The organism is Pseudonocardia sp. ICBG1142 (genome assembly GCF_020496255.1).
In the GTDB taxonomy this organism is placed as follows: Bacteria; Actinomycetota; Actinomycetes; order Mycobacteriales; family Pseudonocardiaceae; genus Pseudonocardia.
In genome coordinates this window covers 48,891-72,763 of record NZ_JAHLJC010000044.1, presented here as the reverse complement: position 1 = coordinate 72,763, position 23,873 = coordinate 48,891, and the positions used below count along the sequence as shown (strand labels likewise).

Annotated in this window: 22 protein-coding genes; 9 read left to right on the top strand and 13 right to left on the bottom strand. The window is 72.5% G+C overall.

Annotated features, from left to right (window positions below):
• Nucleotides 1-13 precede the first annotated feature (13 nt).
• The 9 genes from KPL59_RS34455 to KPL59_RS34415 all read right to left on the bottom strand — a co-directional run bounded on the left by KPL59_RS34455 (nucleotide 14) and on the right by KPL59_RS34415 (nucleotide 8,578).
• A complete protein-coding gene (locus tag KPL59_RS34455; RefSeq protein ID WP_226363283.1) occupies nucleotides 14-1,558 on the bottom strand; it encodes an alkaline phosphatase in 1,545 nt (514 codons plus the stop codon).
• 66 nt (nucleotides 1,559-1,624) lie between these two features.
• Nucleotides 1,625-1,771, bottom strand: a complete 147-nt coding sequence (locus tag KPL59_RS34450) for a hypothetical protein (protein ID WP_020625699.1) — start codon at nucleotides 1,769-1,771, stop codon at nucleotides 1,625-1,627.
• Complete coding sequence (locus KPL59_RS34445; protein ID WP_075311283.1) at nucleotides 1,768-3,153, bottom strand: OFA family MFS transporter; 1,386 nt, start codon at nucleotides 3,151-3,153, stop codon at nucleotides 1,768-1,770. Before KPL59_RS34445 ends, KPL59_RS34450 begins: the two co-directional genes overlap by 4 nt.
• Before the next feature lie 135 nt (nucleotides 3,154-3,288).
• Nucleotides 3,289-4,578, bottom strand: a complete 1,290-nt coding sequence (clpX, locus tag KPL59_RS34440) for an ATP-dependent Clp protease ATP-binding subunit ClpX (RefSeq protein WP_226363282.1) — start codon at nucleotides 4,576-4,578, stop codon at nucleotides 3,289-3,291.
• Between the two features lie 171 nt (nucleotides 4,579-4,749).
• Nucleotides 4,750-5,412, bottom strand: coding sequence for an ATP-dependent Clp protease proteolytic subunit (locus tag KPL59_RS34435; RefSeq protein WP_051050275.1), 663 nt, complete (start codon nucleotides 5,410-5,412; stop codon nucleotides 4,750-4,752).
• Nucleotides 5,413-5,441: 29 nt separating this feature from the next.
• Nucleotides 5,442-6,038: an ATP-dependent Clp protease proteolytic subunit gene (locus KPL59_RS34430; RefSeq protein ID WP_043280209.1), complete on the bottom strand. Its 597-nt coding sequence runs from the start codon at nucleotides 6,036-6,038 to the stop codon at nucleotides 5,442-5,444.
• A 294-nt stretch (nucleotides 6,039-6,332) separates the two neighbouring features.
• Entirely contained in the window at nucleotides 6,333-7,799 is a 1,467-nt protein-coding gene (tig, locus tag KPL59_RS34425) for a trigger factor (protein ID WP_226363281.1), read from the bottom strand.
• Nucleotides 7,800-8,012: 213 nt separating this feature from the next.
• Nucleotides 8,013-8,330, bottom strand: a complete 318-nt coding sequence (locus KPL59_RS34420; RefSeq protein WP_149666007.1) for a hypothetical protein — start codon at nucleotides 8,328-8,330, stop codon at nucleotides 8,013-8,015.
• A gap of 74 nt (nucleotides 8,331-8,404) precedes the next feature.
• The gene (locus KPL59_RS34415; RefSeq protein ID WP_226363280.1) at nucleotides 8,405-8,578 is read right to left on the bottom strand and encodes a CsbD family protein; all 174 of its coding nucleotides are present in this window, start codon (nucleotides 8,576-8,578) and stop codon (nucleotides 8,405-8,407) included.
• A 174-nt stretch (nucleotides 8,579-8,752) separates the two neighbouring features.
• On the opposite strand from KPL59_RS34415, the gene KPL59_RS34410 reads away from it, so the two are divergent.
• The 3 genes from KPL59_RS34410 to KPL59_RS34400 are packed head-to-tail and all read left to right on the top strand — an operon-like array spanning nucleotide 8,753 to nucleotide 10,259.
• Nucleotides 8,753-9,337, top strand: coding sequence for an RNA polymerase sigma factor (locus tag KPL59_RS34410; RefSeq protein ID WP_226363279.1), 585 nt, complete (start codon nucleotides 8,753-8,755; stop codon nucleotides 9,335-9,337).
• The gene (locus KPL59_RS34405) at nucleotides 9,328-9,900 is read left to right on the top strand and encodes a hypothetical protein (RefSeq protein ID WP_020625708.1); all 573 of its coding nucleotides are present in this window, start codon (nucleotides 9,328-9,330) and stop codon (nucleotides 9,898-9,900) included. The genes KPL59_RS34410 and KPL59_RS34405 overlap by 10 nt, the downstream gene beginning before the upstream one ends.
• The gene (locus KPL59_RS34400) at nucleotides 9,897-10,259 is read left to right on the top strand and encodes an Asp23/Gls24 family envelope stress response protein (RefSeq protein ID WP_226358836.1); all 363 of its coding nucleotides are present in this window, start codon (nucleotides 9,897-9,899) and stop codon (nucleotides 10,257-10,259) included. The genes KPL59_RS34405 and KPL59_RS34400 overlap by 4 nt, the downstream gene beginning before the upstream one ends.
• 155 nt (nucleotides 10,260-10,414) lie before the next feature.
• Here the strand turns inward: KPL59_RS34400 and KPL59_RS34395 are convergent, their stop codons facing one another.
• The gene (locus KPL59_RS34395; protein WP_226363278.1) at nucleotides 10,415-11,233 is read right to left on the bottom strand and encodes a (2Fe-2S)-binding protein; all 819 of its coding nucleotides are present in this window, start codon (nucleotides 11,231-11,233) and stop codon (nucleotides 10,415-10,417) included.
• Nucleotides 11,234-11,821: 588 nt separating this feature from the next.
• Here KPL59_RS34395 and gltB point away from each other — a divergent pair.
• Both gltB and KPL59_RS34385 read left to right on the top strand, forming a co-directional pair.
• On the top strand, nucleotides 11,822-16,303 hold the full coding sequence (gene gltB, locus KPL59_RS34390) for a glutamate synthase large subunit (protein ID WP_374111714.1): 4,482 nt from the start codon (nucleotides 11,822-11,824) through the stop codon (nucleotides 16,301-16,303).
• A complete protein-coding gene (locus KPL59_RS34385) occupies nucleotides 16,296-17,747 on the top strand; it encodes a glutamate synthase subunit beta (RefSeq protein ID WP_226363276.1) in 1,452 nt (483 codons plus the stop codon). The genes gltB and KPL59_RS34385 overlap by 8 nt, the downstream gene beginning before the upstream one ends.
• 93 nt (nucleotides 17,748-17,840) lie before the next feature.
• Here KPL59_RS34385 and KPL59_RS34380 read toward each other — a convergent pair whose 3' ends face one another.
• Nucleotides 17,841-18,095: a hypothetical protein gene (locus KPL59_RS34380; protein ID WP_226363275.1), complete on the bottom strand. Its 255-nt coding sequence runs from the start codon at nucleotides 18,093-18,095 to the stop codon at nucleotides 17,841-17,843.
• Between the two features lie 437 nt (nucleotides 18,096-18,532).
• Between KPL59_RS34380 and KPL59_RS34375 the strand changes: the two genes are divergently transcribed.
• Nucleotides 18,533-18,877 (top strand): DoxX family protein, encoded by a 345-nt coding sequence (locus tag KPL59_RS34375; RefSeq protein WP_226363274.1) that lies wholly within the window; start codon nucleotides 18,533-18,535, stop codon nucleotides 18,875-18,877.
• A gap of 102 nt (nucleotides 18,878-18,979) precedes the next feature.
• Complete coding sequence (locus tag KPL59_RS34370) at nucleotides 18,980-19,876, top strand: DUF2188 domain-containing protein (RefSeq protein ID WP_226363273.1); 897 nt, start codon at nucleotides 18,980-18,982, stop codon at nucleotides 19,874-19,876.
• Nucleotides 19,877-19,939: 63 nt separating this feature from the next.
• Here KPL59_RS34370 and KPL59_RS34365 read toward each other — a convergent pair whose 3' ends face one another.
• Nucleotides 19,940-21,100: a PIN domain-containing protein gene (locus KPL59_RS34365; RefSeq protein ID WP_226363272.1), complete on the bottom strand. Its 1,161-nt coding sequence runs from the start codon at nucleotides 21,098-21,100 to the stop codon at nucleotides 19,940-19,942.
• Nucleotides 21,101-21,154: 54 nt separating this feature from the next.
• Here KPL59_RS34365 and KPL59_RS34360 point away from each other — a divergent pair, with 54 nt between their 5' ends.
• Together KPL59_RS34360 and KPL59_RS34355 are read left to right on the top strand one after the other, a co-directional pair.
• Nucleotides 21,155-21,727, top strand: coding sequence for a maleylpyruvate isomerase N-terminal domain-containing protein (locus KPL59_RS34360; protein WP_043278606.1), 573 nt, complete (start codon nucleotides 21,155-21,157; stop codon nucleotides 21,725-21,727).
• A gap of 213 nt (nucleotides 21,728-21,940) precedes the next feature.
• Nucleotides 21,941-23,065: an alpha/beta hydrolase family protein gene (locus tag KPL59_RS34355; RefSeq protein WP_226363271.1), complete on the top strand. Its 1,125-nt coding sequence runs from the start codon at nucleotides 21,941-21,943 to the stop codon at nucleotides 23,063-23,065.
• Nucleotides 23,066-23,072: 7 nt separating this feature from the next.
• Here the strand turns inward: KPL59_RS34355 and modA are convergent, their stop codons facing one another.
• Nucleotides 23,073-23,870: a molybdate ABC transporter substrate-binding protein gene (gene modA, locus KPL59_RS34350; RefSeq protein WP_226363270.1), complete on the bottom strand. Its 798-nt coding sequence runs from the start codon at nucleotides 23,868-23,870 to the stop codon at nucleotides 23,073-23,075.
• Nucleotides 23,871-23,873 lie beyond the last annotated feature (3 nt).

The window sequence follows — 23,873 nt, the reverse complement described above, 5'->3', positions numbered from 1 at the left end:
CCCGGCGGCGGGGTCAGGTCCGGCGGAGCGTGGTCGTCCAGAGGGAGGCGCCGGCCTGGTCCCGCAGGTGGACCTCCAGGGTCGCGCCGTCCGGGGCGACGTCGAGCTCCCCGAAGTGCTGGAACCCCTCCAGCGGGCTCGCGCCCTGCCGGGACGGGCCGCGCACGAACTCCGCCCGCGGGCCGAACGTCGGGTCGAGCTCGTTCGGGCCGAAGGCCCCGGCGTGCAGCGGGCCCGACACGAACTCCCAGAACGGGTCGAAGTCGGTGAACGCGGCGCGCTCGGGGGCGTAGTGGTGGGCGGCGGTGTAGTGCACGTCGGCGGTCACCCACACGACGTTGCGGACCTTCCGCCGGCGGATCCCGGCGAGCACCCCGGCGATCTCCGACTCGCGCCCGCTCGGCGGTCCGGGCACGCCGTTGGCGACGGCCTCCCAGGCGGTGTCGCCGTCGGGCACCAGCACCCCGATCGGCATGTCCGAGGCGACGATCTTCCAGGTCGCCCGGGACGACGCGAGCGCGTCGACGAGCCAGCGGGCCTGGGCCTGCCCCAGGATCCGCTCGCCACGGCCGGTGTTGGCGGAGTTCGCGCTGCGGTAGGTGCGCATGTCCAGCACGAACACCTCGATGTGCGGGCCGAACGGCACCCGCCGGTACACCCGTCCGTCGACGGCGGTGCGCGGGTCGACCGGCTGCCACTCGTGGAACGCGCGGAACCCGCGGGCCGCGAGCACGTCCACCCGTTTCTCGGTGTAGCGCTCCCCCACCTCACCGGTGAGGATCTCGCCGGGGTACCAGTTGTTGGTGACCTCGTGGTCGTCCCACTGCACGATCTGGCCGACCGAGGCGGCGAAGCGGCGCAGGTTGTCGTCGCGCAGGTTGTAGGCGAACTGGCCGCGGAACTCGGCGAGGGTCTCGGCGACCTTCGCCTTCGCCTCGGTCATCTCGTTGCGCCACACCCGGCCGTCGGGGAGCGTGACGGTCTCGGTGAGCGGGCCGTCGGCGTAGACGGTGTCGCCGGAGTGCAGGAACAGGTCGGGCTCGCGGTCGGCCATGGCGGAGAAGATCCGCATGCCGCCGGTGGCGCGGTCGATGCCCCAGCCCTGCCCGACGACGTCGCCGGACCACTGGATGCGCACCGGCTCGCCGCGGCCGGGGACCGCCCGGAAGGAGCCGGTCAGCGGGGCGCTCGCGGGGCCGCCGTCGAGCGGCTCGGCGACGACGCGGTAGTGCACCCGCCCCCGCGTCGCCGGGACACGCAGCTTTCCGGTGAGGTCGGTGGCCGGGGTCAGCACCGGGCCGGGGATCCGCAGTGCCCGCCGGAAGTCCGGCGAGCCCGCGACCTCGACGACCATCCGCGACGGCCGGTCGGCCCGCGTCCAGACGAGCCCGGAGCCTGGCCGGACGTCACCGGCCGCGACACCGTGGGTCAGCAGCGGCCGGCCGGAGCGGACCAGCGCGGGGGCGGCGGCACCCGTGCCCGGCAGGGCGAGGGCAGCGGCGCCGGCGAGACCACCGGCGGCCGCGGTGCGGAACAGGGAGCGTCGGGAAAGAGCCACGCCCGCCGTTCTAACCCGGACGGGTGAGGACGATCCGGACCGTCCGGGTGAACGGCGGGCGAAGTCTCAGCCGAACAGCGCGGGGATCTTCAGCACGAGCTCGTAGAGCCCGTAGGCGAACGGCACGCCGACCCACAACCAGGCCAGGACGGCGCCGACCCACTGCACCGGCCCCCAGGTCGACGACCCGCCGGTCTCGGCAACGCTGCTCACGCGGTCTCCTTCTGCTGTGTGGGGCCCTGGGCGGCCGCCGCCGTGGGCTCGTGGAACTTCCCGTCGACCGGCTTGATCAGCTCGTTGCAGACGAACGCGATGACCAGCAGGACGATCATGATGACGAACGCGGTCGTGTACCGGGCGGGGCCCTCGACGCCGGCGTCGATCCGCGCGTCGGCGATCGCGTTGACGATCAGCGGCCCGAGGACGCCCGCGGTGGACCACGCCGTCAGCAGCCGGCCGTGGATCGCGCCGACCTGGTAGGTGCCGAACAGGTCCCGCAGGTACGCCGGGACGGTGGCGAACCCGGCGCCGTAGAACGACAGGATCAGCACCGCTGCGACGATGAACAGCGCCCGCGACTGGTTCGGGATCAGCGTGATCAGCAGGTACAGCAGCGCGCCGACGCCCAGGTAGATGCGGTACATGTTCTTGCGGCCCAGCACGTCCGACAGCGACGACCAGGCGATGCGCCCGGCCGAGTTCGCCAGCGACAGGATCGCGACGAACCCGCCGGCCGCCGCGGCGAGGGTGGCCGTGGCGCCGTTCTCGGCGAAGAAGTCCTGGAAGATCGGTGAGGCCCGTTCCAGGATGCCGATGCCCGCGGTGACGTTGAAGCACAGCACCACCCACAGCAGCCAGAACTGCGGCGTGCGGATCGCGTTGTTCGCCGAGACGTTCCCGGTCGAGATCATCCCGCTCTTCCTGGCCGTCGACGGGTCCCAGCCCGGCGGCGTCCAGCCCTCGGCGGGCACCCGGATGAGGATCCAGCCGACCGACATGAAGACCAGGTAGATCAGGCCCATCGTGAGGAACGTGGACCCGATGCCGGAGGACGTGGCGTCGTCACCGGAGCCGCCGAACGCCGACAGCAGCGAGTTGGTGAGCGGGGTCGCGATGAGCGCGCCACCGCCGAAGCCCATGATCGCCAGGCCGGTGGACAGGCCGGGGCGGTCCGGGAACCACTTGATCAGCGTGGAGACCGGCGAGATGTAGCCGATGCCCAGGCCGATGCCGCCGACGAAGCCGTAGCCCAGCACGACCAGCCAGTACTGCTCGGCGTAGAGGCCGAGACCCGAGATGAGGAACCCGGCGACGAAGCAGCTCGACGCGACGACCATCGCCCAGCGCGGGCCGTTGCTGTCGACCTTCGTGCCGAACAGCGCCGAGGACAGCCCCAGCATGATGATGCCGAGGGTGAAGGGCAGCGCCGTGGCGACGCCCGACAGGTCGAGCGCGGTCGCCAGCGGGGTCTTGAAGACGCTCCAGGCGTAGACCTGGCCGATCGCCAGGTGGATGGACAGCGCCGCCGGTGGGACGAGCCAACGGCTCCACCCGGGTGGAGCGACGATGCGCTCGCGCGTGAGAAATCCGGACATCTCGCCCCTCCGTCGACTGTTGACGGAGCAACGCTAAGTAGTGCGGAAGGGTGCGGCAACCCGAGCCGGTCTCGATACGACAACGCCGGTCCCACCTGCTGGTGGGACCGGCGTCGGGTCGGTGCGTGCGGCGGCTCAGGCCGAGCGGTCGCGGCGCTCCCGGCGCTGCGGCTGGCGCGGGACGATCGTCGGGTTGACGTTGTCCTTCACCGTCTGGGCGGTCACGACGACCTTCGCCACGTCGTCGCGGCTGGGGATGTCGTACATCACCGGGAGGAGGACCTCCTCCATGATCGCCCGCAGGCCACGGGCGCCGGTGCCACGCAGGATCGCCTGGTCGGCCACGGCGTCGAGGGCGTCCTCGGCGAACTCCAGCGCCACGCCGTCCATCTCGAACAGCTTGCGGTACTGCTTCACCAGAGCGTTCCGCGGCTCGGTCAGGATCTTGACCAGGGCGTCCTTGTCGAGCGAGGTCACCGAGGCGACGATCGGGAGCCGGCCGATGAACTCGGGGATCAGGCCGAACTTGATCAGGTCCTCGGGGAGGGTCTCGGCGAAGCGCTCCGCGGAGTCCAGGTCCTTCTTCGAGCGGATGTCGGCGCCGAAGCCGATGCCGGACTGGCCAACCCGCTCGCCGATGATCCGCTCCAGCCCGGCGAAGGCGCCGGCCACGATGAACAGGACGTTCGTCGTGTCGATCTGGATGAACTCCTGGTGCGGGTGCTTGCGGCCGCCCTGCGGCGGGACGCTCGCGGTGGTGCCCTCGAGGATCTTCAGCAGCGCCTGCTGCACGCCCTCGCCGGACACGTCACGGGTGATCGACGGGTTCTCCGACTTCCGCGCGATCTTGTCGACCTCGTCGATGTAGATGATGCCGGTCTCGGCGCGCTTCACGTCGTAGTCGGCGGCCTGGATGAGCTTGAGCAGGATGTTCTCGACGTCCTCGCCCACGTAGCCGGCCTCGGTGAGGGCGGTCGCGTCGGCGATGGCGAACGGGACGTTGAGCATCTTGGCCAGCGTCTGCGCCAGGTAGGTCTTGCCGCAGCCGGTGGGGCCGAGCATCAGGATGTTCGACTTGGCGATCTCGATGCCGTCGGAGGCGTCGCCGCCCGCGGCCCGGCTGCGCTCGCCGGCCTGGATGCGCTTGTAGTGGTTGTAGACCGCCACCGACAGCGTGCGCTTGGTGGTGGCCTGACCGACGACGTACTGGTCGAGGAACTCGTGGATCTCGGTGGGCTTGGGCAGCTCGTCGAGCTTGACCTCACCGGCCTCGGCCAGCTCCTCCTCGATGATCTCGTTGCAGAGATCGATGCACTCGTCGCAGATGTAGACGCCGGGGCCGGCGATGAGCTTCTTGACCTGCTTCTGGCTCTTCCCGCAGAACGAGCACTTGAGCAGGTCCCCGCCGTCGCCGATGCGTGCCATAGGTGTCGATCCCCAGTCCTGGTCCGGCGTTCTCGCGTCGCGCCCGTCGCCCCGTGCCGGGTTGACGGTACCTGCCCGCGGCCCGCACGGGGACCGGAAGCGGTGTCCGGTTCCCCGGCGGGTCGCCGGGCGGTCACCGGCGGCCGGATCCGGCCGCCGGTGACCCGGGTGTCACTTGCCGCCGGCGGTACCGGACAGCTTGCGGCTCTGCACGATCTCGTCGACCAGGCCGTAGTCCTTGGCCTCCTCGGCCGTGAGGATCTTGTCCCGGTCGATGTCCTCGCGCACCTGCTCCGCGGTCCGGTTGGAGTGCCGTGCGATGACCTCCTCCATCCGCTTGCGGATGCGGGAGATCTCCGCCGCCTGGATCTCCAGGTCCGACACCTGGCCGTACACGCCCTGGGTGGCCGGCTGGTGGATCAGGATGCGGGCGTTCTCGACCGCCATGCGGCGGCCCGGGGTGCCGGCGCACAGCAGCACGGCCGCGGCCGACGCCGCCTGCCCGAGGCAGACGGTCTGGATGTCGGGCCGGATGAACTGCATCGTGTCGTAGATCGCCATCAGCGACGTGAACGACCCGCCCGGCGAGTTGATGTACAGCGAGATCTCGCGGTCCGGGTCGAGCGACTCGAGCACCAGCAGCTGAGCCATGGTGTCGTTCGCCGAGGTGTCGTTGATCTGCTCACCGAGGAAGATGATGCGCTCCTCGAAGAGCTTGTTGTACGGGTTCGACTCCTTGACCCCGTAGCTGGTGCGCTCCACGTACGACGGGAGCACGTACCGGGAACGGGCCGGGTCCGGCGCCCAGCCGCCGGGGCCGCGCAGGTCGGTCATCGACTCCGGGTGGCGCGGGTCGAAGGTGCTCACTGGGCGCTCCCGTTCTGCTCGCCGATCCGGCCCGCGTGCGTGACGACGTGGTCGACGAAGCCGTAGTCCTTGGCCTCCTGCGCGGAGAACCAGCGGTCGCGGTCGGAGTCACGCTCGATGGTCTCGACCGACTGACCGGTGTGCTGGGCGATCAGCTCCGCCATCTCCCGCTTGGTGCGGCGGAACTGCTCGGCCTGGATGGTGATGTCGGCTTCCGTGCCGCCGACGCCGGCGGACGGCTGGTGCATCATGATCCGCGCGTGCGGCAGCGCCGAGCGCTTGCCCGGGGTGCCCGCCGACAGCAGGAACTGCCCCATCGACGCGGCCATGCCCATCGCCGTGGTCGCCACGTCGCACGGGATCAGGTTCATCGTGTCGAAGATGGCCATGCCGTCGGTGACCGAGCCACCGGGCGAGTTGATGTAGAGCTCGATGTCCTTGTCCGGGTCCTCGGCCGCGAGCAGCAGCATCTGCGCCGCGATGCGGTTCGAGATCTCCGCGTCCACCTGCTGACCGAGCACGATGATGCGCTGCTGGAGCAGGCGGTCGTACACGGAGTCGGACAGCGACATAGCGCTGATGCCGGACCGCATCTGCGGCCCGGTGCCGCGGCCCGCGGACGGGCCGGTGTCCTGCTGGCTCACTTCACCCTGCTTTCCGAAGTCGGGCCCGCTCCCGCGGCGCGGACGCCGTGGGAGGGGGTCCCGGAGTCTTCCTCTGGATCGCTCTCGGTTCTCCGGTGTCGGGTCTTGCGAACCCGTTCACGGTCCGGTGGGGACCGGTTCGGGGCCGACCCTACGCGGAGCGGGGGCCCCGCGTAGGGAACGACGCCCGATGTTCGCCGACAGCGCACGGCACGTCGTGCGAGGCCGGGTGACGACGGCCGGTCAGGCCTTCGCGTCGGCCTTGTCGGAGGCCTTGTCGCTGGTGGTCTCCGCGGTGGTGTCGGCGGTGTCGGCGGCCTCGTCGGCGGTGTCGGCGGCACCGTCCACATCGGTCGCGGGGACCTCCTCGACGGTGGTCTCGTCCTCGTCCGGCCCGAGCAGGTCGGACAGGTCGACGACCTCGCCACCCGGGAGGGTGACGGTCGCCGCGCGCACGGCGGTGATCAGCGCCTTGGAGCGGCGCACGTCCTGGTAGATCACGCCGAGCTGGCCGGCCTGCTGGATCTGCTGGACGAACTGCTCGGGGGCCATGCCGTACTGCTGGGCCTGGTACATGATCCGCTCGGTGAGCTCCTGGTCCCCGACCGAGATCTCCTCGCGGTCGGCCAGGGTGTCGAGCACGAGGCGGTAGCGGACGGCCTTCTCGGCCTCCTCGCGCGTCTCGGTGTCGAACTGCTCGCGGGTCTTGTCCTGCGAGGAGAGGAACTCGCCGAACTTGTCCTCGTCGTGGTCGAAGGCGTGCACCGCGTCGTGGGTGCGGGTCTCGACCTCGGCCGCGACGACCGACTCCGGCAGCGGCACCTCGGTGTCCTCGACGAGCTTGTCCAGGAGACGGTCGCGGGCCTGCGCGGCCTGCTCCATCCGCTTGGACCGGCCCAGGCGCTCGCGCAGGTTCTCGGTCAGCTCGTCGAGGGTGTCGAACTCCGACGCCAGCTGGGCGAACTCGTCGTCGGCGTCGGGGAGGTTGCGCTCCTTGACGGTGGTCACCTTGACGGTGATGTCCGCGTCCTTGTCGGCGTGCTCGCCGGCGACCAGCTTCGAGGTGAAGGTCTTCTCCTCGCCGGCCGACATGCCCTCGAGGACCTCGTCGATGCCGTCGATGAGACCGCCCTGGCCGACCTCGTAGGAGAAGCCGGTCGTGGTGGCCTCCTCGATCGGCGTGCCGTCGACGGCGGCGGAGAGGTCGATCTGGACGTAGTCGCCCTTCTGCGACGGGCGGTCGACACCGGCCAGGGTGCCGAACCGGGCGCGCAGCTGGTCGAGCTGCTCGGTGACCTCGTCCTCGGTCACCTCGGTCTCGTCGACCTCGACGGTCAGGCCGTCCAGGTCGGGGAGGGTGATCTCGGGGCGGACGTCGACCTCGGCGGTGAACGCGATGCGCTCGCCGTCGGCGATCTCGGTGACCTCGATGTCGGGCCGGCCGATCGGCTTGACGTCCTCGGACGTCACCACGGCCTCCTGGTACTTCACCGGGATCGCGGCGTTCACGACCTCGTCGAGGACGGGGCCACGGCCGATCCGGGCCTCCAGGATGCGGGCCGGCGCCTTGCCCGGGCGGAAGCCGGGGATGCGGACCTGCTGGGCGATCTTCTTGTACGCGCGGTCGAAGTCCGGCTTGAGCTCGTCGAACGGCACCTCGACGTTGATCCGGACGCGCGTCGGGCTGAGGTGCTCGACGGTGCTCTTCACGGTGGAACTCCTTGGGGCGGTACGAGTGATGCATCGGGCCGCGGCTCGCGCGGCCCCCGGTCGGTGGCCCCGCCCGCCGGCGCCGGACGATCCCGGCTCTCGCGCCGGGCGTCCCGTGCCACCGGCCGCCGGGTACGTGGGACGCGCCCGGTGACGGCGGGGCTCGCGCGAGTCTAGGCGAGCCCGGTCACCGTGCGACGGCCCGGGCGCGGGTCACGGTGCGGCGGGGCCCTCGACACCGCCGGCCGCACCGACGTCGGCGACGGTCACGTCCACGGCCAGGGTGTCGTCACCGAGGACGGCGCGGACCCGGTCGGCGACCTCGTCGGCGACCTCCGCGAAGGGCCTGCCCAGCCGGAGGACGACGGCGATCTCGACCGGGTCGGCCAGCCGCACGCCCTGGACCCGGTGCCCGGGCAGGTACGACGCGATCGCGCCGAACGGGCCGCCGTCGAGGCGCAGCACCGAGGGGTGGGCCAGCACGGCGTCCGCGACGGCCTGCGGGCCGGGTCCTGCGGCGGGGTCGGTCACGGGGCCGGACCTTAGCGACAGACGACGGCGGCGGCACCCCGCTGTGGGGTGCCGCCGCCGTCGTGGTGCGCGGGTCAGCTCTTGAAGGTGTCCTTGAGCTTCTCGCCGGCCTGCTTCAGGTTGCCGGTGGCCCGGTCGGCCTTGCCCTCGGCCTGCAGGTCCTTGTCGTCGGTCGCCTCGCCGGTGGCCTCCTTGGCCTTGCCACCCAGCTCCTCGGCCTTGTTGCTGATCTTGTCTCCGAGACCCATGGAACTCACCTGCTTCCCGGTCGCGTGTCCGGCGGGCGGGGGTGCCCGCCGGTCGCTACCGTCCTCGACGAGTGGGGACTACCCCCACCTTCCACCGCTCACACCCCGACGGGGCCGTCCATGGTGAACGCGCAGGTCAGCGGCCCACCGGCCGCCCGACCACCGAGCCCTGACGTGCCGTCGGCACAGCCGGCACGGGTGCCGTCGCGGGCCGAGCTGGACGAGACCACGCTGGTCGTCCGGGCCCAGGACGGCGACGTCGGCGCGTTCGAGGAGCTGGCCCGCCGCCACCAGAACGCCCTGTTCCGGGTCGCGGTCCGGGTCGTCGGCGACGCCACCGACGCCGAGGACGCCCTGCAGGACGCGCTCATCGACGCCTGGCGGCGGATCGGCACCTTCCGCGGCGAGGCGGCCTTCTCCACCTGGATGTACCGGATCGTCACCCACCGCTGCACCGCACTGGTCCGGCGGCGACGACGGACCGACCCGCTCCCGACCGACGACGGTCCGGTCGCGCCGGCCGACGACCGCTCCCCCACCCCGGAGCGGGCCGCCGAGGTCGACGCGGAGATGGCGGCACTGTCGCGGGCGGTCGCGTCGCTGCCGGAGGATCAGCGCACGGCGTGGGTGCTGCGGGAGCTGGAGGGGCTGGGCTACAGCGAGATCTCCCAGATCACCGGGGCGGGCGAGACCGCCGTCCGCGGCCGGATCCACCGGGCACGCGGAGCACTGGCGGAGAGGATGCGGGCATGGCGGTAGGCAGGACCGGGGCGGACCGCGTCGAGCCGCTGGCCTGCGGCCGGGACGCCGCCGACGTCTGGGACCACGCGGAGGAGGGCGTGCTCGACGAGCACGAGCTGACCTGTCCGCACTGCGTGCGCGCACGCGCCGACCACGACCGGCTCGGCGGGCTGGTGGCGAGGATGGCGGCCGAGCCGCTGCGGCCGCCGCCGTCGGTGCTGGAACAGGTGATGGGCGCGGTCGTCGCGGACCTGCGCCCGCACGAGCTGCTCACCCTCGGCCCGGACGCGTGGCTCGGCAGGCCGACCGCCGAGGCGGCGCTGCGCCACGTCGTGGACACGATGGACGGGCTGCGGGCCCGCCGGTGCCGGATCGAGCAGCTCCGCGACCCGGACGGTTCCGCGGACGGCCCGCCCGCGGTGTGGGTGCGGGTGACGGTCGCCGCGCGGTTCGGCGTCGACCTCGCGTCGGTCACCGCCCGCGTCCGGCAGATGATGATCTCGGCCGGGGACCGCACGCTCGGCGTGCCGATCGCCGGGGTGGACATCCTCGTCGAGGACCTGTGGGAGGAGCCGGCATGAGCGGGCCGACGACGGTGTCCGTGTCCGACCTGGCCGTCGCGCGGGTGGCGGCGCGACGGGTCCGGCGGGTCCCGGGGGTCGTGGCGCTGATGGGAGACGTCGCGCACACCCTGCTGGGACTGGCCGCGGACTGGCTGCCCCGCGACCCGGTGCCCGAGGAGCTGCGGGTGCAGGGCCTGGTCGCGTCGGTGCACGGGCACGAGGCCGAGATCCGGGTGACGGTGGGCGTGCGGTTCGGCACGAACTGCGCCGAGCTGGCCGAACGGGTGCGCCGGGAGGTGGCCGAGGAGGTCGCGACGGTGTGCGGCCTCGACGCCCGGGTGCGGGTCACCGTCGCCGACATCGCGCTGCCGGCCTGAGCTCGGCGCGGCGCCGCCGTGGCGCGACAGCGCTGCCTGCGCTGCCTGCGGCCCGGAGCGCTGCCTTGTCCGGGGGCCGCGGTGCCAGGGCCGTGCCAGGGGGCGGTGCGGTGCCAGGGGGCGGTGCGGTGCCCGGGGACGGTGCCGTGTTCCGGTCAGGCGCGGCCGGCCAGCACGCAGTCGCCGCAGGTCCCGCCGCCGGGGGCGCGGACGTAGAGGCAGCAGGAGCGGCGCCGGAACGCCCACTCGGTGTCCGCGTCGGTCTCGTCGAGACGGAGCAGACGCCCGGTCGCCCCCGAGGGCAACGGCCCGCGCAGCACCGGGTGGTCGGCGAGCGCGTCGAGCAGGGCCAGGTACCGACGCCGGTCCGGGCGCCGCACGGCCTCCATGACCCGCGCCGCCCCGCCGATCGAGGACACCACGTTGCCGCGCAGCACCCGCGGCGACACCGCGGCGCGGACGGCGACGGCGGCGTACAGCGGCTCCAGATGGGCGTCGGCGAGCTCCCGGGCGAGCAGGTCCGCGGCGCCCGCCGGGTCGACGGCGACGTCCGGGGTGGCGATGCCGGTGGTCCCGGCGGGCAGGGCGGCCGCCCACGGGTCGGCTGCGCCCGGGTCCCGGCGCAGCTCCCCGAGCGACGGGAGGACACCGTGCAGGGCCACGGCCGCGAAGGGCATGGACACGATCCGCGCCGCGAGCCCCATCACCGCGACCGACGCCCCGACCCGCCGGTCCCCGCCGAGCGCGGTGGTGACCTCGTCGATCCGCCGACCGAGCGGGTCCGGGCCACCGGCCACGGGCGCGGCGTAGAGCGGGTCCCACCGGACGGTGCCGGACGCGGCGGGCGTCACCACCGCGAACCAGGGACCGATCGTGGCGACATCGGCGAGCACCGCGGCGACCCGTTCGTCGGACACCCGGTCGGGTGAGGACGGCGGCGGCCCGGCGGCGGGCGTGTGCGGCGACGCGTTCATCGCGCCCAGTCTCCCCCGGCTCCCGGGAAGCGGCGCGTAACGACCCGCTCCCGCACGGCGATCCCACGCAGTAGACGGCACTTCCCGACGGATGGTCACGATCGGCTCACCGTCCGGACACGGGACGGCAACGTTGACCTGCTCGCATGGTCAGCGATCCACATCACGGGACAGGTGGGCCGCTCTCAGTAGCGCACCACGGTTGCGACGTGCGACTCTGTGCACTCGCCAGACCGCACTCGCCGGGGTGTGCGGTCGAACCGTGCCGCAGGAACGGCCGGGTACTGGAAGTCAGCGCCCGGCCGCTCGGCGTGCCCGGAGGAAGATTCCGTCCGCCGGTCACCCACCCGGCGGCACGGTGCACCTGAACGGCCCTCGTCGCACGTCCCACTCGGGCTGCGCGCTGTACTCTGAAAACCCTTTTCGGACCGCAGCGAGCTTGCCTGTCCGGGTCGTCCGATGCGGGTGGCTCCAGGTGCACCGAGACGACAGGAGGAGCAGTTGGCCGCGATCAGTGACCAGACGCGTCGCCCCTCGCCCGGTGGGCTCTACGCCGCCGATCACGAGCACGACGCCTGCGGTGTGGCCATGTTGGCCGACGTCACCGGCAAGCGCAGCCACGCCATCGTGCAGAAGGCCATCGAGGCCCTGCTGCGACTGGAGCACCGCGGTGCACGTGGCGCCGAGTACAACACCGGTGACGGTGCCGGGATCCTGATCCAGGTCCCGGACGCGTTCTACCGCGAGGTCACCGACTTCGACCTGCCCGCGGAGGGCGCCTACGCCACCGGCATCGCGATGCTGCCGCGTGACGAGGCCGAGGCCGCCGCGGCGATCGAGCGGATCGACGCGCTCGCCGCCGAGGAGGACCTCACGGTCCTCGGGTGGCGCGAGCTCCCGACCGACCCCGACGCCGCGGACCTGGGCTCCATCGCCCGGAACGCCATGCCGGGCTTCCGGCAACTGTTCGTCGGTGGCGTGGAGCTGACCGGGGACGCCCCGGAGAGCGCGCCCGCCGGCATCGACCTGGAACGCCGTGCGTTCTGCTTCCGGAAGCGGGTCGAGCACGACACCGAGACCTACTTCCCCTCGCTGTCGCCGCGCACCGTCATCTACAAGGGCATGCTCGCCGAGCCGCAGGTCGCGGCGTTCTACCCCGACCTGAACGACGAGCGCGTGACCTCGGCGCTGGCGATCGTGCACTCGCGCTTCTCCACGAACACGTTCCCGGCGTGGCCGCTGGCGCACCCGTTCCGCTACGTGGCGCACAACGGTGAGATCAACACGCTGCGCGGCAACCGGAACTGGATGGCGGCCCGCGAGTCGCTGCTGGAGTCCGCGAACCTGCCCGGCGACCTGTCGCGGCTGACCCCGATCGTCACCCCGGACGCGTCGGACTCGGCCACCTTCGACGAGGTCCTGGAGCTGCTGCACCTGTCCGGTCGCAGCCTGCCGCACGCGGTGCTGATGATGATCCCGGAGGCCTGGGAGCACAACACCGAGCTGGACCCCGCCCGGCGGGCGTTCTACGAGTACCACTCCACCCTGATGGAGCCGTGGGACGGACCGGCCCTGGTGGCGTTCACCGACGGCACCCGGATCGGCGCGGTCCTCGACCGCAACGGCCTGCGCCCGGCCCGCTACTGGGTCACCGAGGACGGCCTGGTCGTGCTCGCGTCCGAGGTCGGAGTGCTGGACGTCGCGCCCGACAAGGTCGTCCGCAAGGGCCGCCTCGAGCCGGGCCGCATGTTCCTCATCGACACCGAGCTCGGCAAGATCGTCGACGACGACGAGGTGAAGGGCGCGCTGGCGGCCGAGCACCCGTACGCCGACTGGCTGCACGCCGGCCTGATCCGGCTCGACGAGCTTCCCGCCCGTACCCGCGAGTCCCCGACCCACGAGACGCTCAACCTGCGCCAGCAGGCGCTCGGCTACACCGAGGAGGAGCTCAACGTCCTGCTCCGCCCGATGGCGGTGTCCGGGGCCGAGCCGATCGGCTCGATGGGCAACGACGCGCCGCTCGCCGCGATCGCCGAGCGCCCGCGCCAGCTCTACGACTACTTCATCCAGCTGTTCGCCCAGGTCACCAACCCGCCGCTGGACGCGATCCGCGAGGAGCTCGTCACCTCGCTGTTCAGCCAGCTCGGGCCGGAGCAGAACCTGCTCGACGCGACGCCGGCGCACTGTCGGACCATCGTCGTGCCGTTCCCGGTGCTGACCAACGACGACCTGGCGAAGATCGTCCACATCAACGACGACGGGGAGTTCCCCGGCTTCGCCTCGCACGTCGTCCGCGGCACCTTCACCGCCCGCGACGGCGGCAAGGGCATGCTCTCGCGGCTGGCCGAGATCAAGCAGGAGGTGTCCCGCGCGATCGAGAACGGGGCCCGCCTGATCGTGCTGTCCCAGCGCGGGGTGGACGCCGAACACGCGCCGATCCCGTCGCTGCTGCTCACCGGCACCGTGCACCACCACCTGGTCCGGGAGCGCTCGCGTACCCGGGTCGGGCTGGTCGTGGAGTCCGCGGACGCCCGCGAGGTCCACCACATCGCGCTGCTGCTGGGCTACGGCGCCTCCGCGGTGAACCCGTACCTGGCGATGGCCACGGTCGAGGACCTCGCCGAGCGCGGCGACATCCCCGGCGTCGACGGCCCGACCGCGGCGAAGAACCTGGTCAAGGCGCTCGGCAAGGGTGTCCGCAAGACCATGTCGAAGATGGGCGTCTCGACGGTCGCGTCCTACACCGGTGCGCAGATCTTCGAGGCCGTCGGCCTGGGCTCCGAGGTCATCGACGCGGCCTTCCGCGGCACCGCGTCGCGGATCGGCGGCGTCGGCTTCGACGTCCTCGCCGAGGAGGTCCTGGCCCACCACCGGCGCGCCTACCCCGCCGACGACGTCCGTGCCTCGCACCGGGCGCTGCCGGTCGGCGGCGAGTACCAGTGGCGCCGCGAGGGCGAGCTGCACCTGTTCAACCCGCAGACCGTCTTCAAGCTGCAGCACTCCACCCGGGCCGGGAAGTACGAGGTCTTCAAGGAGTACACGAAGGCCGTCGACGACCAGGCGAAGCGGCTGATGACGCTGCGCGGCCTGTTCCGCTTCAAGGACGGGCGCGAGCCCGTGTCGATCGACGAGGTCGAGTCGATCGAGTCGATCATGACCCGGTTCGCGACCGGCGCGATCTCCTACGGCTCGATCTCCCAGGAGATGCACGAGACCCTGGCGATCGCGATGAACCGCATCGGCGGCCGGTCCAACACCGGTGAGGGCGGCGAGGACCCGGACCGCTTCACCCCGGACCCCAACGGCGACTCGCGGCGCAGTGCGGTCAAGCAGGCGGCGTCCGGCCGGTTCGGCGTCACCTCCGAGTACCTGGTCAACGCCGACGACATCCAGATCAAGATCGCCCAGGGCGCCAAGCCCGGTGAGGGCGGTCAGCTGCCCGGCAGCAAGGTCTACCCGTGGATCGCGACCACCCGGTACTCGACGCCGGGCGTCGGCCTCATCTCGCCGCCGCCGCACCACGACATCTACTCCATCGAGGACATCAAGCAGCTCATCCACGACCTGAAGAACGCCAACCCGCGGGCCCGCATCCACGTGAAGCTGGTGTCCCAGGTCGGCGTCGGGACCGTGGCGGCCGGTGTGTCCAAGGCGCACTCCGACGTCGTGCTCATCTCGGGCCACGACGGCGGCACCGGCGCCTCGCCGCTGTCCTCGATCAAGCACGCCGGCGGACCCTGGGAGCTCGGCCTGGCCGAGACCCAGCAGACGCTGATGGCCAACGGGCTGCGCGACCGGATCACGGTACAGGCCGACGGCCAGCTCAAGACCGGCCGTGACGTCGTCATCGCGGCGCTGCTCGGCGCCGAGGAGTACGGCTTCGCGACCGCCCCGCTGGTCGTGTCGGGCTGCATCATGATGCGCGTCTGTCACCTCGACACCTGTCCGGTCGGCGTCGCGACGCAGAACCCGGAGCTGCGCAAGAAGTTCAACGGCAAGGCCGAGTACGTCGTGAACTTCATGCGGTTCGTGGCGCAGGAGGTCCGCGAGATCCTCGCCGAGCTGGGCTTCCGCTCGCTCGACGAGGCGATCGGCCGGGCCGACGTGCTCGACGTCGACACCGCGGCCCAGCACTGGAAGTCCAAGCACCTGGACCTCTCGCCGATCTTCAAGATCGCCGACGTGCCGGACGACGCACCGCGCAAGCGGACCCGCGAGCAGGACCACGGCCTGGACAAGGCGCTGGACAACACCATGATCCAGCTGGCCGAGGGCGCGCTGCGCAACGGCGACCGGGTCCGGCTGGACCTGCCGGTGCGCAACGTCAACCGCACCGTCGGCACGATGCTCGGGTCCGAGCTGACCCGGGCACACGGCGGCAAGGGCCTGCCCGACGACACGATCGACATCACGCTGACCGGCTCGGCCGGCCAGAGCTTCGGTGCGTTCGTGCCCAAGGGCATCACGCTGCGGCTGGTCGGCGACACCAACGACTACTTCGGCAAGGGGCTGTCCGGTGGCCGGCTGACCCTGCGGCCGGACCCGTCGTCGCCGTTCCCCGCCGAGGAGAACGTCATCGCCGGCAACGTGATCGGCTACGGCGCGACCTCAGGCGAGATGTTCATCCGCGGTGTCGTCGGCGAGCGGTTCTGCGTCCGGAACTCGGGTGCGGTGGCCGTCGTCGAGGGCGTGGGTGACCACGGCTGCGAGTACATGACCGGTGGTCGGGTCGTCGTCCTCGGGCGGACCGGGCGGAACTTCGCCGCCGGCATGTCCGGTGGCGTGGCCTACCTGCTCGACGGCGACCGCAACCGGGTCAACCCCGAGATGGTCGACCTCGACCCGCTCGCGGACGAGGACCGGTCGATCGTGCACGACCTCGTCGAGCGGCACCACGCCGAGACCGGCTCCGCGGTGGCGCACGCGCTGCTCACCGACTGGGACAACGCGGTCGAGCGGTTCGGCAAGGTCATGCCCAAGGACTACAAGCGCGTGCTGCTCGCGACGGAGAACGCCGAGCGCGAGGGCCGCGATGTCAACCAGGCGATCATGGAGGCTGCTCATGGGTGACCCCAAGGGCTTCATGACCACTCCCCGGCAGACGCCGACCCGGCGGCCGGTGGACCTGCGGCTGATGGACTGGCGCGAGGTCTACGAGGACTTCCCGAAGCAGACCCTCGAGAAGCAGGCCGGGCGCTGCATGAACTGCGGCATCCCGTTCTGTCACCAGGGCTGCCCGCTGGGGAACCTCATCCCCGAGTGGAACGACCTGGTCTACCGCCGGGACTGGCGCGAGGCGATCGAGCGGCTGCACGCCACGAACAACTTCCCGGAGTTCACCGGGACGCTGTGCCCCGCCCCGTGCGAGGCGGCGTGCGTGCTCGCCATCAACGACGACGCGGTCACGATCAAGCAGGTCGAGATCGAGATCATCGACAAGGCGTGGGACGAGGGCTGGGTGCCCCCGATGGTCCCGGAGGTGAAGACCGGGAAGAAGGTCGCCGTCGTCGGGTCCGGGCCGGCCGGGCTGGCCGCCGCCCAGCAGCTGACCCGGGTCGGGCACGACGTCGTCGTGTTCGAGCGGGCCGACCGCATCGGCGGGCTGCTGCGCTACGGCATCCCCGAGTTCAAGATGGAGAAGGCGCGCCTGGACCGGCGCCTGGAGCAGATGGTCGCCGAGGGCACCCACTTCCGGGCCTCGGTCGACGTCGGCACCGACATCACCGTCGAGCAGCTGCGCGCCGACTTCGACGCGGTCGTCCTCGCCGGCGGCGCGACGGCGTGGCGCGACCTGCCCGCCGAGGGCCGCGACGCCGAGGGCGTCTACCAGGCGATGGAGTTCCTGCCGTGGGCCAACCACGTGCAGCAGGGCGACATCGACGCACCGCCCATCTCCGCCGAGGGCAAGGACGTCGTGATCATCGGCGGCGGTGACACCGGCGCCGACTGCCTGGGCACCTCGCACCGTCAGGGTGCGCGCTCGGTGACCCAGCTGGAGATCATGCCGACCCCGCCGGAGCACCGCACCGAGAACATGCCGTGGCCGACCTACCCCATGGTCTACCGCGTCTCCTCGGCCCACGAGGAGGGCGGCGAGCGGCTGTTCTCGGTCAACACGACCGAGTTCGTGAAGGATGCCGACGGCAAGCTCGCCGGCATCCGGATCGTCGAGGTGAAGCGCGGGGAGTCCGGCTTCGAGCCCGTCGAGGGCACCGAGCGGGAGCTCCCGGCGCAGCTGGTGCTGCTCGCGATGGGCTTCGTCGGCCCGGAGAAGGGCGCCCTGCTGAACGACCTCCAGGTCGACCTCGACGAGCGCGGCAACGTCGCCCGCGACGAGCGCTACATGTCCTCGGTCGACGGCGTGTTCGTCGCCGGTGACATCGGCCGCGGCCAGTCGCTGATCGTGTGGGCCATCGCCGAGGGCCGCTCCGCGGCAGCGGGTGTGGACGAGTGGCTCACCGGCCGCTCCGTCCTGCCCCGCCCGATCAACCCGGGTGACCGGCAGATCGCCTGACGTCGTACGCACCCGAGGGGCCCGGCCGCACCGGCCGGGCCCCTCGGGTGTGTCCGGGTGTGTGCCGGGGCGTCCGTCCGGGTGTCCGTCCGATCAGTCCATGCGGATCAGCTCGAAGGCGTCGTCGCCGATCCAGATCCGCACGCCCTCGGCGTCGTCGGAGATGTAGCCGTCCTCCTCCTCGCCGAGCTCGCGGATCGCGCCGAGCGCGAGCCGGTCGAACTCGACGACGCCGCCTCCCACGTCGACCGGCCGGTACTCCCGGGCCAGCAACGCGGTGCGGCACTCCGTCGCCAGCCACGCCGCGTTCTCCGTACCGACCTCGACCCGCCACCGCTCATCACGCATGCGACCAGTATGGCCTGCGTCACTCCGTCCGTCGCCGGTCTTCTACCGGCGGTCGTGACGCACTGCTCCTCATCGGACGCCCACCGCGAGCTGCTCCCGCCCGTCGCGGGCGCGGCGCCGCTCACGGTGGCGGGCAAGACAAGGGCCACTGCACCCACAACCCGACGGCAGGTCGGGCGTTGAACCCCGTGACCGGCATCTGCAGAACCGGGAGCCCCTGTCGATGCCGGGCACCATCGGGTCATCGGGTACCGCGGCCACGCGCCGCGGGCCCGATGCCCGGTGGTGTAGTCCCCGCCCGCACGACCGATGAGATCGCCGGGGCCCGCCGGTCATAGGTGGTGAGCGCCCCGGAACCGCCGGGGCCGTGCTCGCGGAGGCACCATGACCACCCCCTCCCCCACCCGCCGCCTGCCGGTCGCCGCGCACCGCGCACTGTGGGTGCTCCAGATCCTGCTCGGACTGTTCTTCGTCCTGGCCTCTGCCCTGCCGAAGTTCTGGGGGACCCGTTCGCCGTCGCGATCTTCGACGGGATCGGCCTCGGCCAGTGGCTGCGCTACGTCGTCGCCTTCCTCGAGCTGGCCGGCGGGATCGGGCTGTGCATCCCGCGCCTCGCCGCCCCGGCCGCCGCCGGGCTCGTCCTGCTGATGATCGGTGCGGCGCTCACCCAGGCCTTCGTCCTGCACGGCGGGGTACTCGTCGTCACGCCCCTCGTCCTCGGCGCCCTGGCTGCCGTGATCGCGGTCACGCGACGGAACGAGACGCTCGCCACGCATCGCTGACCTGCGTTTACGCTCAGCGATCGTCGGGCATGCCCAACGGGAGAAGACCGTTCCGGATACCCCGGTTCGCCCAGTCAGTCCCGTACAGGGGAGGAACCCGCCATGGCCGACCGCCACGTCAAGCCGGTCGACGACGGCTGGACCGTCGAGAAGGAAGACGCCCGACGCCCGAGTGCCCGTACCAGCACCCAGGCCGAGGCCATCACCCGGGCGGTGGAGATCATCGCCAACGACGGCGGCGGCAACCTCGTCGTCCACGGTACCGACGGCTCGGTGCGCGAGCGCCGCTCCATCGAGCCCGACGCCGACGCCGGCACCGCCACGAAGGCCGCCGCGGGCGCCACCGCCACCGCGGTCAAGGACACCGCGTCGAAGGCCGCCGACACGACCGGGAAGGCCGCCGACTCGATCGGCTCCGACACCCGGACGACCGCCAAGAAGGTCGCCGGCGAGACCGGTGACGGCGTTTCGAAGGCCGCCGACGCCGTCAAGGAGGGCGCCGACACGGTGGCCGCCGAGGCGCGCAAGGTCAACACGAACGGCAAGGCCCCGAAGAACGCCGGCAAGGCCGCGGCCCGGGCGGCCAAGGCCACCGGTGAGCAGCTCGCCGGCACCGCCGAGCGGACCGGCAAGCAGGTCGCCGGCGAGGCCCGGGCGTCCGCGGAGCGATCCGCCGAGACCGTCAAGGCCGTCGCCGACCAGGGCGCCGAGTCCGCGGTGCGCACCGCGGACCGGGCCGCGCGGGTGAGCGCTCGCGTCGAGGACGACCTCGACGACCAGGGGGCCCGCCTGGCCCGCAGGCTGTACGAGAACGGCGAGCGTGCCGCCTCGCAGCTCGACGACTTCGCCCTGCGCGTCTACAAGCCGCTCAACCCGATCCGGTTCACCAGCCGCGTCGCCGCCGGGGCGGTCGCCACCGCGTTCGGCGTGACCGGTGCGGTCACCGCGCGCGCGGGCAAGCTGTTCCAGCGCGGGACCCACAAGGCCACCGGCCGCTGAGTCCCCGCAGTACCACGACGGTGCCCCCGCCGACCTCGTCGGCGGGGGCATCGTCGTGTGTGGTCAGGACGTCGGGCGCAGCACGTAGTCGCCGGTGTCGTCGCTCCACTCCATCTCGATGAGATCCCGGGCGCGGGCCGCCTTCGCGAAGGACAGGAAGCTGCCGAAGCCGTAGCGCTTCTCGGAGAAGTCCGGCACCCGCGTCCGGAGCTGGTTCTTCAGCCCGGACAGCTGCGGCGGGTCCCCGGCCGCGGCGATCTCCCGCACCACGTCGACGAGCAGCGCGAACGCGTCGTGGTCGGCGTCCGGGTCGTCGGGCAGCGCCACCTCGGGGTCGCCCTGCGCCGCACCGGTGGTCAGCGTGACCGCGCCGCGGTCCTGCAGGTGGCGCAGCAGCTCGCCGAAGCCGCGGAACCCGTGGTCGGACTCGTCGAAGGTCGGGTCCTTGCGCAGGATCGCGCGCTTGAGCCGGGACGCCAGGACCGGACCGTCGGCCTGGCGGGTCAGCCCGCCGAGGGTGCTGACGACGAGGCCCGCGAGGTCGCGCTCCTCGGCCCCGGTGGTGGCAGTGTCGTCGCTGCCGTCGGAGAAGGTGACGTCGAACGGGTCCGGCGGGACGACCGGGGCCGGTTCCGGCTCCGGGGTCGCGACCGGGGCAGGTGTCGAGACCGGTCCCGCGGCCGGAGCCGGTGCGGGGCGGGGGCTCCCCCGGCGACGACGCGGCGGCGCGGGCGCCTGGGTCGGCTCGACACCGGGGAGCCGGTCGTAGAACAGGAACTCGTCGCAGGCGGGCGGCAGCAGCGCCGAGGTCGAGGACTGCACGCCGATCCCGATGACGCGCTTGTCCAGCTCACGCAGCTTGTGCATGAGCGGGGTGAAGTCGGAGTCGCCGGTGCCGATGGCGAAGGTGGTGATGAACCCCCGCTCGTAGGCGAGCTCTATCGCGTCGACGGCGAGCTTGATGTCCGCCGCGTTCTTGCGGGAGCCGCCGATCCGCTGCGGGATCTCGATGAGCTCGACCTGGGCGCGGGCCATCAGGCGGCGGTCCTCGTCGAAGGAGGACCAGTCGGCGTAGGCGCGGCGGACGACGACCCGCCCGCGCTCGGCGAGCGCGTCGGCCACCGGGCCGAAGTCGAACGGCACGACCCCGAGCCCGTCGCGGGCGCCGATCGCGAGGTTCTCGTAGTCGAGCAGCAGTGCGATGCGTTCGTCCTCGTGGGCCACCGCGGAATCCTAATGCGCTGGCCCGTGCGGCCGCCCGCAGGGCACGCTGCACCGATGCGCGCGGAGGACGTCGAGGACGCGGTGGCGGTCCTGGTCCGGGCCCTGGAGCCGGTGCCCGACGACGGCTGGTCCGCCCCGGCCGGGCCGCTGGAGTGGTCGTGCCGGGACACCGCGGTGCACGTCGCGGACGACCTGTTCGGCTACGCGGCCCAGGTGGCGCTCGCCCCCTCCGACCGCTACCCGCCGTTCGAGATCGTGGTGCCCGAGGGCGTCGGCACCGCCGGGCTGCTGCAGGTCGTCGCGACGGGCGGGGCGATGCTCGCCGCGGCCGTCCGGACCGCGCCGCCGGGGGTGCGCGGCTGGCACCCGTTCGGCGACGCGGACGCGGCCGGGTTCGCGGCGATGGGCGTCGTCGAGGTCCTGGTGCACACCCACGACATCACCCGCACGACCGCCCCGGGGTGGACGCTGCCCCCGGAGCCGTGCCGGGACGTGCTCGCCCGGCTGTGGCCCGGCGTCGACGCGGGCGACGACCCGGCCGGGGCGCTGCTCCACCACACCGGCCGGGCGTCGTGGCGCGGTGTGCCCGCCCCCGTCCGGTGGCGCTGGCACGGCGCGCCGCGCTGAGGGCGGTCGGTTCCCGCCCGGCCCCTCACCGGCTGCTCTGCGCACCGGCCGGTCCCTCACCGGCTGCCCGGCGGTCGTCGACGCCACGTCCGCGGCGACCGGACCGGCATCACCCGTCGGGACGGTGAACTCAGCGGATCCTCACCGGGTTCTCACCCGGGCCTCACGGCGGCACGGGATGATCTCGCGGGCACGACACGAGGAGAACCGTCCATGGACGCCGGCACCACCGGGATCGACGCGGTCCCGATCACCACGTGGCAGTTCGTGACGGGGTTCGTCCTCGCCGGCGTGGTGGTCCTCGTGCTGGTCGTCCTGGGGGTGCGGCGGGCCGGGCAGTCCCGGCACCGGTCGCTGCGGATCCTCGCCCGGCTGGGCGCGACGGGCGTCGTCGCGGTGGTGCTGCTGGCGAACACCCTGGTCGGGGTGAACGCCGCGCTGGACTACCTCCGGACCGTCGGTGACGTGGCCGGGACCGGACCGGCCGAGGGGATCGGGGTCGCGCAGCTGCTGCTGAGCCGGAAGGTCCCGGCGACCGGTCAGGTCGTGGAGGTCCCCATCCCGGGGACGGCGTCGCACTTCGCGGCCCGGCCCGCGGTCGTGTGGGTGCCGCCCGCCTGGTACCAGCGACCCCGGCCACAGCTGCCGGTGATCGTGCTGCTGCACGGGACCCCCGGACGTCCGGTGGACTGGGTGGACTCCGGGGGCGCCGCCGACGTCGCCGATGCCTGGGCCGCCCAGCACCACGGGGTCGCGCCGATCCTGGTGATGCCCGACGTCAACGGCACCTACACCGCGGACTCCGAGTGCGTCGACACCCCGACCGCGAAGGTCGAGACCTACCTGACCCGCGACGTGCCGCGGGTGGTGAGCAGGCTGTTCGGGACCCGGCCACCGGGACCGGCGTGGGCGGTCGCGGGACTGTCCGAGGGCGGCAGCTGCGCGGTGATGCTGGCGCTGCGCCACCCCACGGTCTTCGCCACCTTCGGCGACTACGCCGGGCTGCTCGGCCCGCGGGTCGGGGACTCCAACGGCGGGGTCCCGGACACCGTCGCCGAGCTGTTCGGCGGGTCGCAGGCCGCGTTCGCCGCGCACGACCCGGCGACGCTGCTGGCCGCGAACCGCGCCCCCAGGATCGCCGGCTGGTTCGAGGCGGGCGACGCCGACACCGACCCGGCCGCCGCCGCACGCACCCTGTCGGCGGTGGCGACCCGGGCAGGTGTGGAGAACCGGCTGGTGATCGTGCCCGGGGGTGGGCACGACTTCGACCTGTTCTCCCAGGCGCTGGCGGACTCCTACCCCTGGCTCGTGGGACGGGTGTCGGTCCCCGCGCCCTGACCCGGGGTCACGGGGCGCCGAAGCCGGCCGCCCCGAGGACCTGACGGCCCTCGTCGCCGTTCACGAACTGCACCCACTTCTGCGCCAGCTCGGCGTTCCTCGTGTTCTTCAGGACGACGATCGGGTACTCGTTGACCGCCTGCGACGCCTGCGGGATGTCGACGCCCTGCGCCTGCCCGCCGGACGCGGTGACGTCGGTCCGGTAGACGAGCCCGGCGTCGGCGTTGCCGGTGGTGACCTTCTGCAGCACCGACTTGACGTCCTGCTCCTCGGAGACCGGCCTGATGTCCACGCCGGCGGCCTGCTCGACCTTCTCCGTCGCCGAGCCGCACGGCACCTGCGGGGCGCAGACCACCGTCCGCAGGTCCGGCTTCGTCAGGTCCTGCAGCGACGCGATCCGCTTCGGGTTCTGCGGCGCGACCGCGATCTGCAGGGTGTTGGTGGCGAAGACCTCGGGCTGCCCCTGGGCGTTGCCCGCGTCGGTCACCTTGGTCATGTTGTTCTGGTCGGCCGAGGCGAACACGTCTGCCGGGGCGCCCTGGTTGATCTGCTGGGCCAGGGCCGAGGACCCGGCGAAGTTGAACACCACGTCGGTGCCGGGGTTGGCGGCCTTGAACTTCTTCTCCAGGTCACCGAAGGTGCCGGTCAGCGACGCCGCGGCGAACACCGTCAGCGTGCCGCCCTGCGCCTGCCCGCTCGGCTGGGCGGCGGTCCCGCCGCCCCCGTCTCCCCCGCCGCAGCCCGCCACTGCGAACAGCGCCGTCACCGCCAGCGCGGCCCCGGCCACTCGTCCTCGGATCCTCACGAA

What these genes read in the sequence shown, in the direction of transcription:
- KPL59_RS34355 (WP_226363271.1), top strand. Translation starts at nt 21,941, where the DNA reads ATGGACGCCGGCACCACCGGGATCGACGCGGTCCCGATCACCACGTGG.
- KPL59_RS34400 (WP_226358836.1), top strand. Translation starts at nt 9,897, where the DNA reads ATGAGCGGGCCGACGACGGTGTCCGTGTCCGACCTGGCCGTCGCGCGG.
- KPL59_RS34430 (WP_043280209.1), bottom strand. Translation starts at nt 6,038, where the DNA reads ATGCGGTCCGGCATCAGCGCTATGTCGCTGTCCGACTCCGTGTACGAC.
- KPL59_RS34415 (WP_226363280.1), bottom strand. Translation starts at nt 8,578, where the DNA reads ATGGGTCTCGGAGACAAGATCAGCAACAAGGCCGAGGAGCTGGGTGGC.
- clpX (WP_226363282.1), bottom strand. Translation starts at nt 4,578, where the DNA reads ATGGCACGCATCGGCGACGGCGGGGACCTGCTCAAGTGCTCGTTCTGC.
- KPL59_RS34380 (WP_226363275.1), bottom strand. Translation starts at nt 18,095, where the DNA reads ATGCGTGATGAGCGGTGGCGGGTCGAGGTCGGTACGGAGAACGCGGCG.
- KPL59_RS34445 (WP_075311283.1), bottom strand. Translation starts at nt 3,153, where the DNA reads ATGTCCGGATTTCTCACGCGCGAGCGCATCGTCGCTCCACCCGGGTGG.
- KPL59_RS34435 (WP_051050275.1), bottom strand. Translation starts at nt 5,412, where the DNA reads ATGACCGACCTGCGCGGCCCCGGCGGCTGGGCGCCGGACCCGGCCCGT.
- gltB (WP_374111714.1), top strand. Translation starts at nt 11,822, where the DNA reads ATGTTGGCCGACGTCACCGGCAAGCGCAGCCACGCCATCGTGCAGAAG.
- KPL59_RS34370 (WP_226363273.1), top strand. Translation starts at nt 18,980, where the DNA reads ATGGCCGACCGCCACGTCAAGCCGGTCGACGACGGCTGGACCGTCGAG.
- KPL59_RS34405 (WP_020625708.1), top strand. Translation starts at nt 9,328, where the DNA reads ATGGCGGTAGGCAGGACCGGGGCGGACCGCGTCGAGCCGCTGGCCTGC.
- KPL59_RS34385 (WP_226363276.1), top strand. Translation starts at nt 16,296, where the DNA reads ATGGGTGACCCCAAGGGCTTCATGACCACTCCCCGGCAGACGCCGACC.
- KPL59_RS34395 (WP_226363278.1), bottom strand. Translation starts at nt 11,233, where the DNA reads ATGAACGCGTCGCCGCACACGCCCGCCGCCGGGCCGCCGCCGTCCTCA.
- KPL59_RS34360 (WP_043278606.1), top strand. Translation starts at nt 21,155, where the DNA reads ATGCGCGCGGAGGACGTCGAGGACGCGGTGGCGGTCCTGGTCCGGGCC.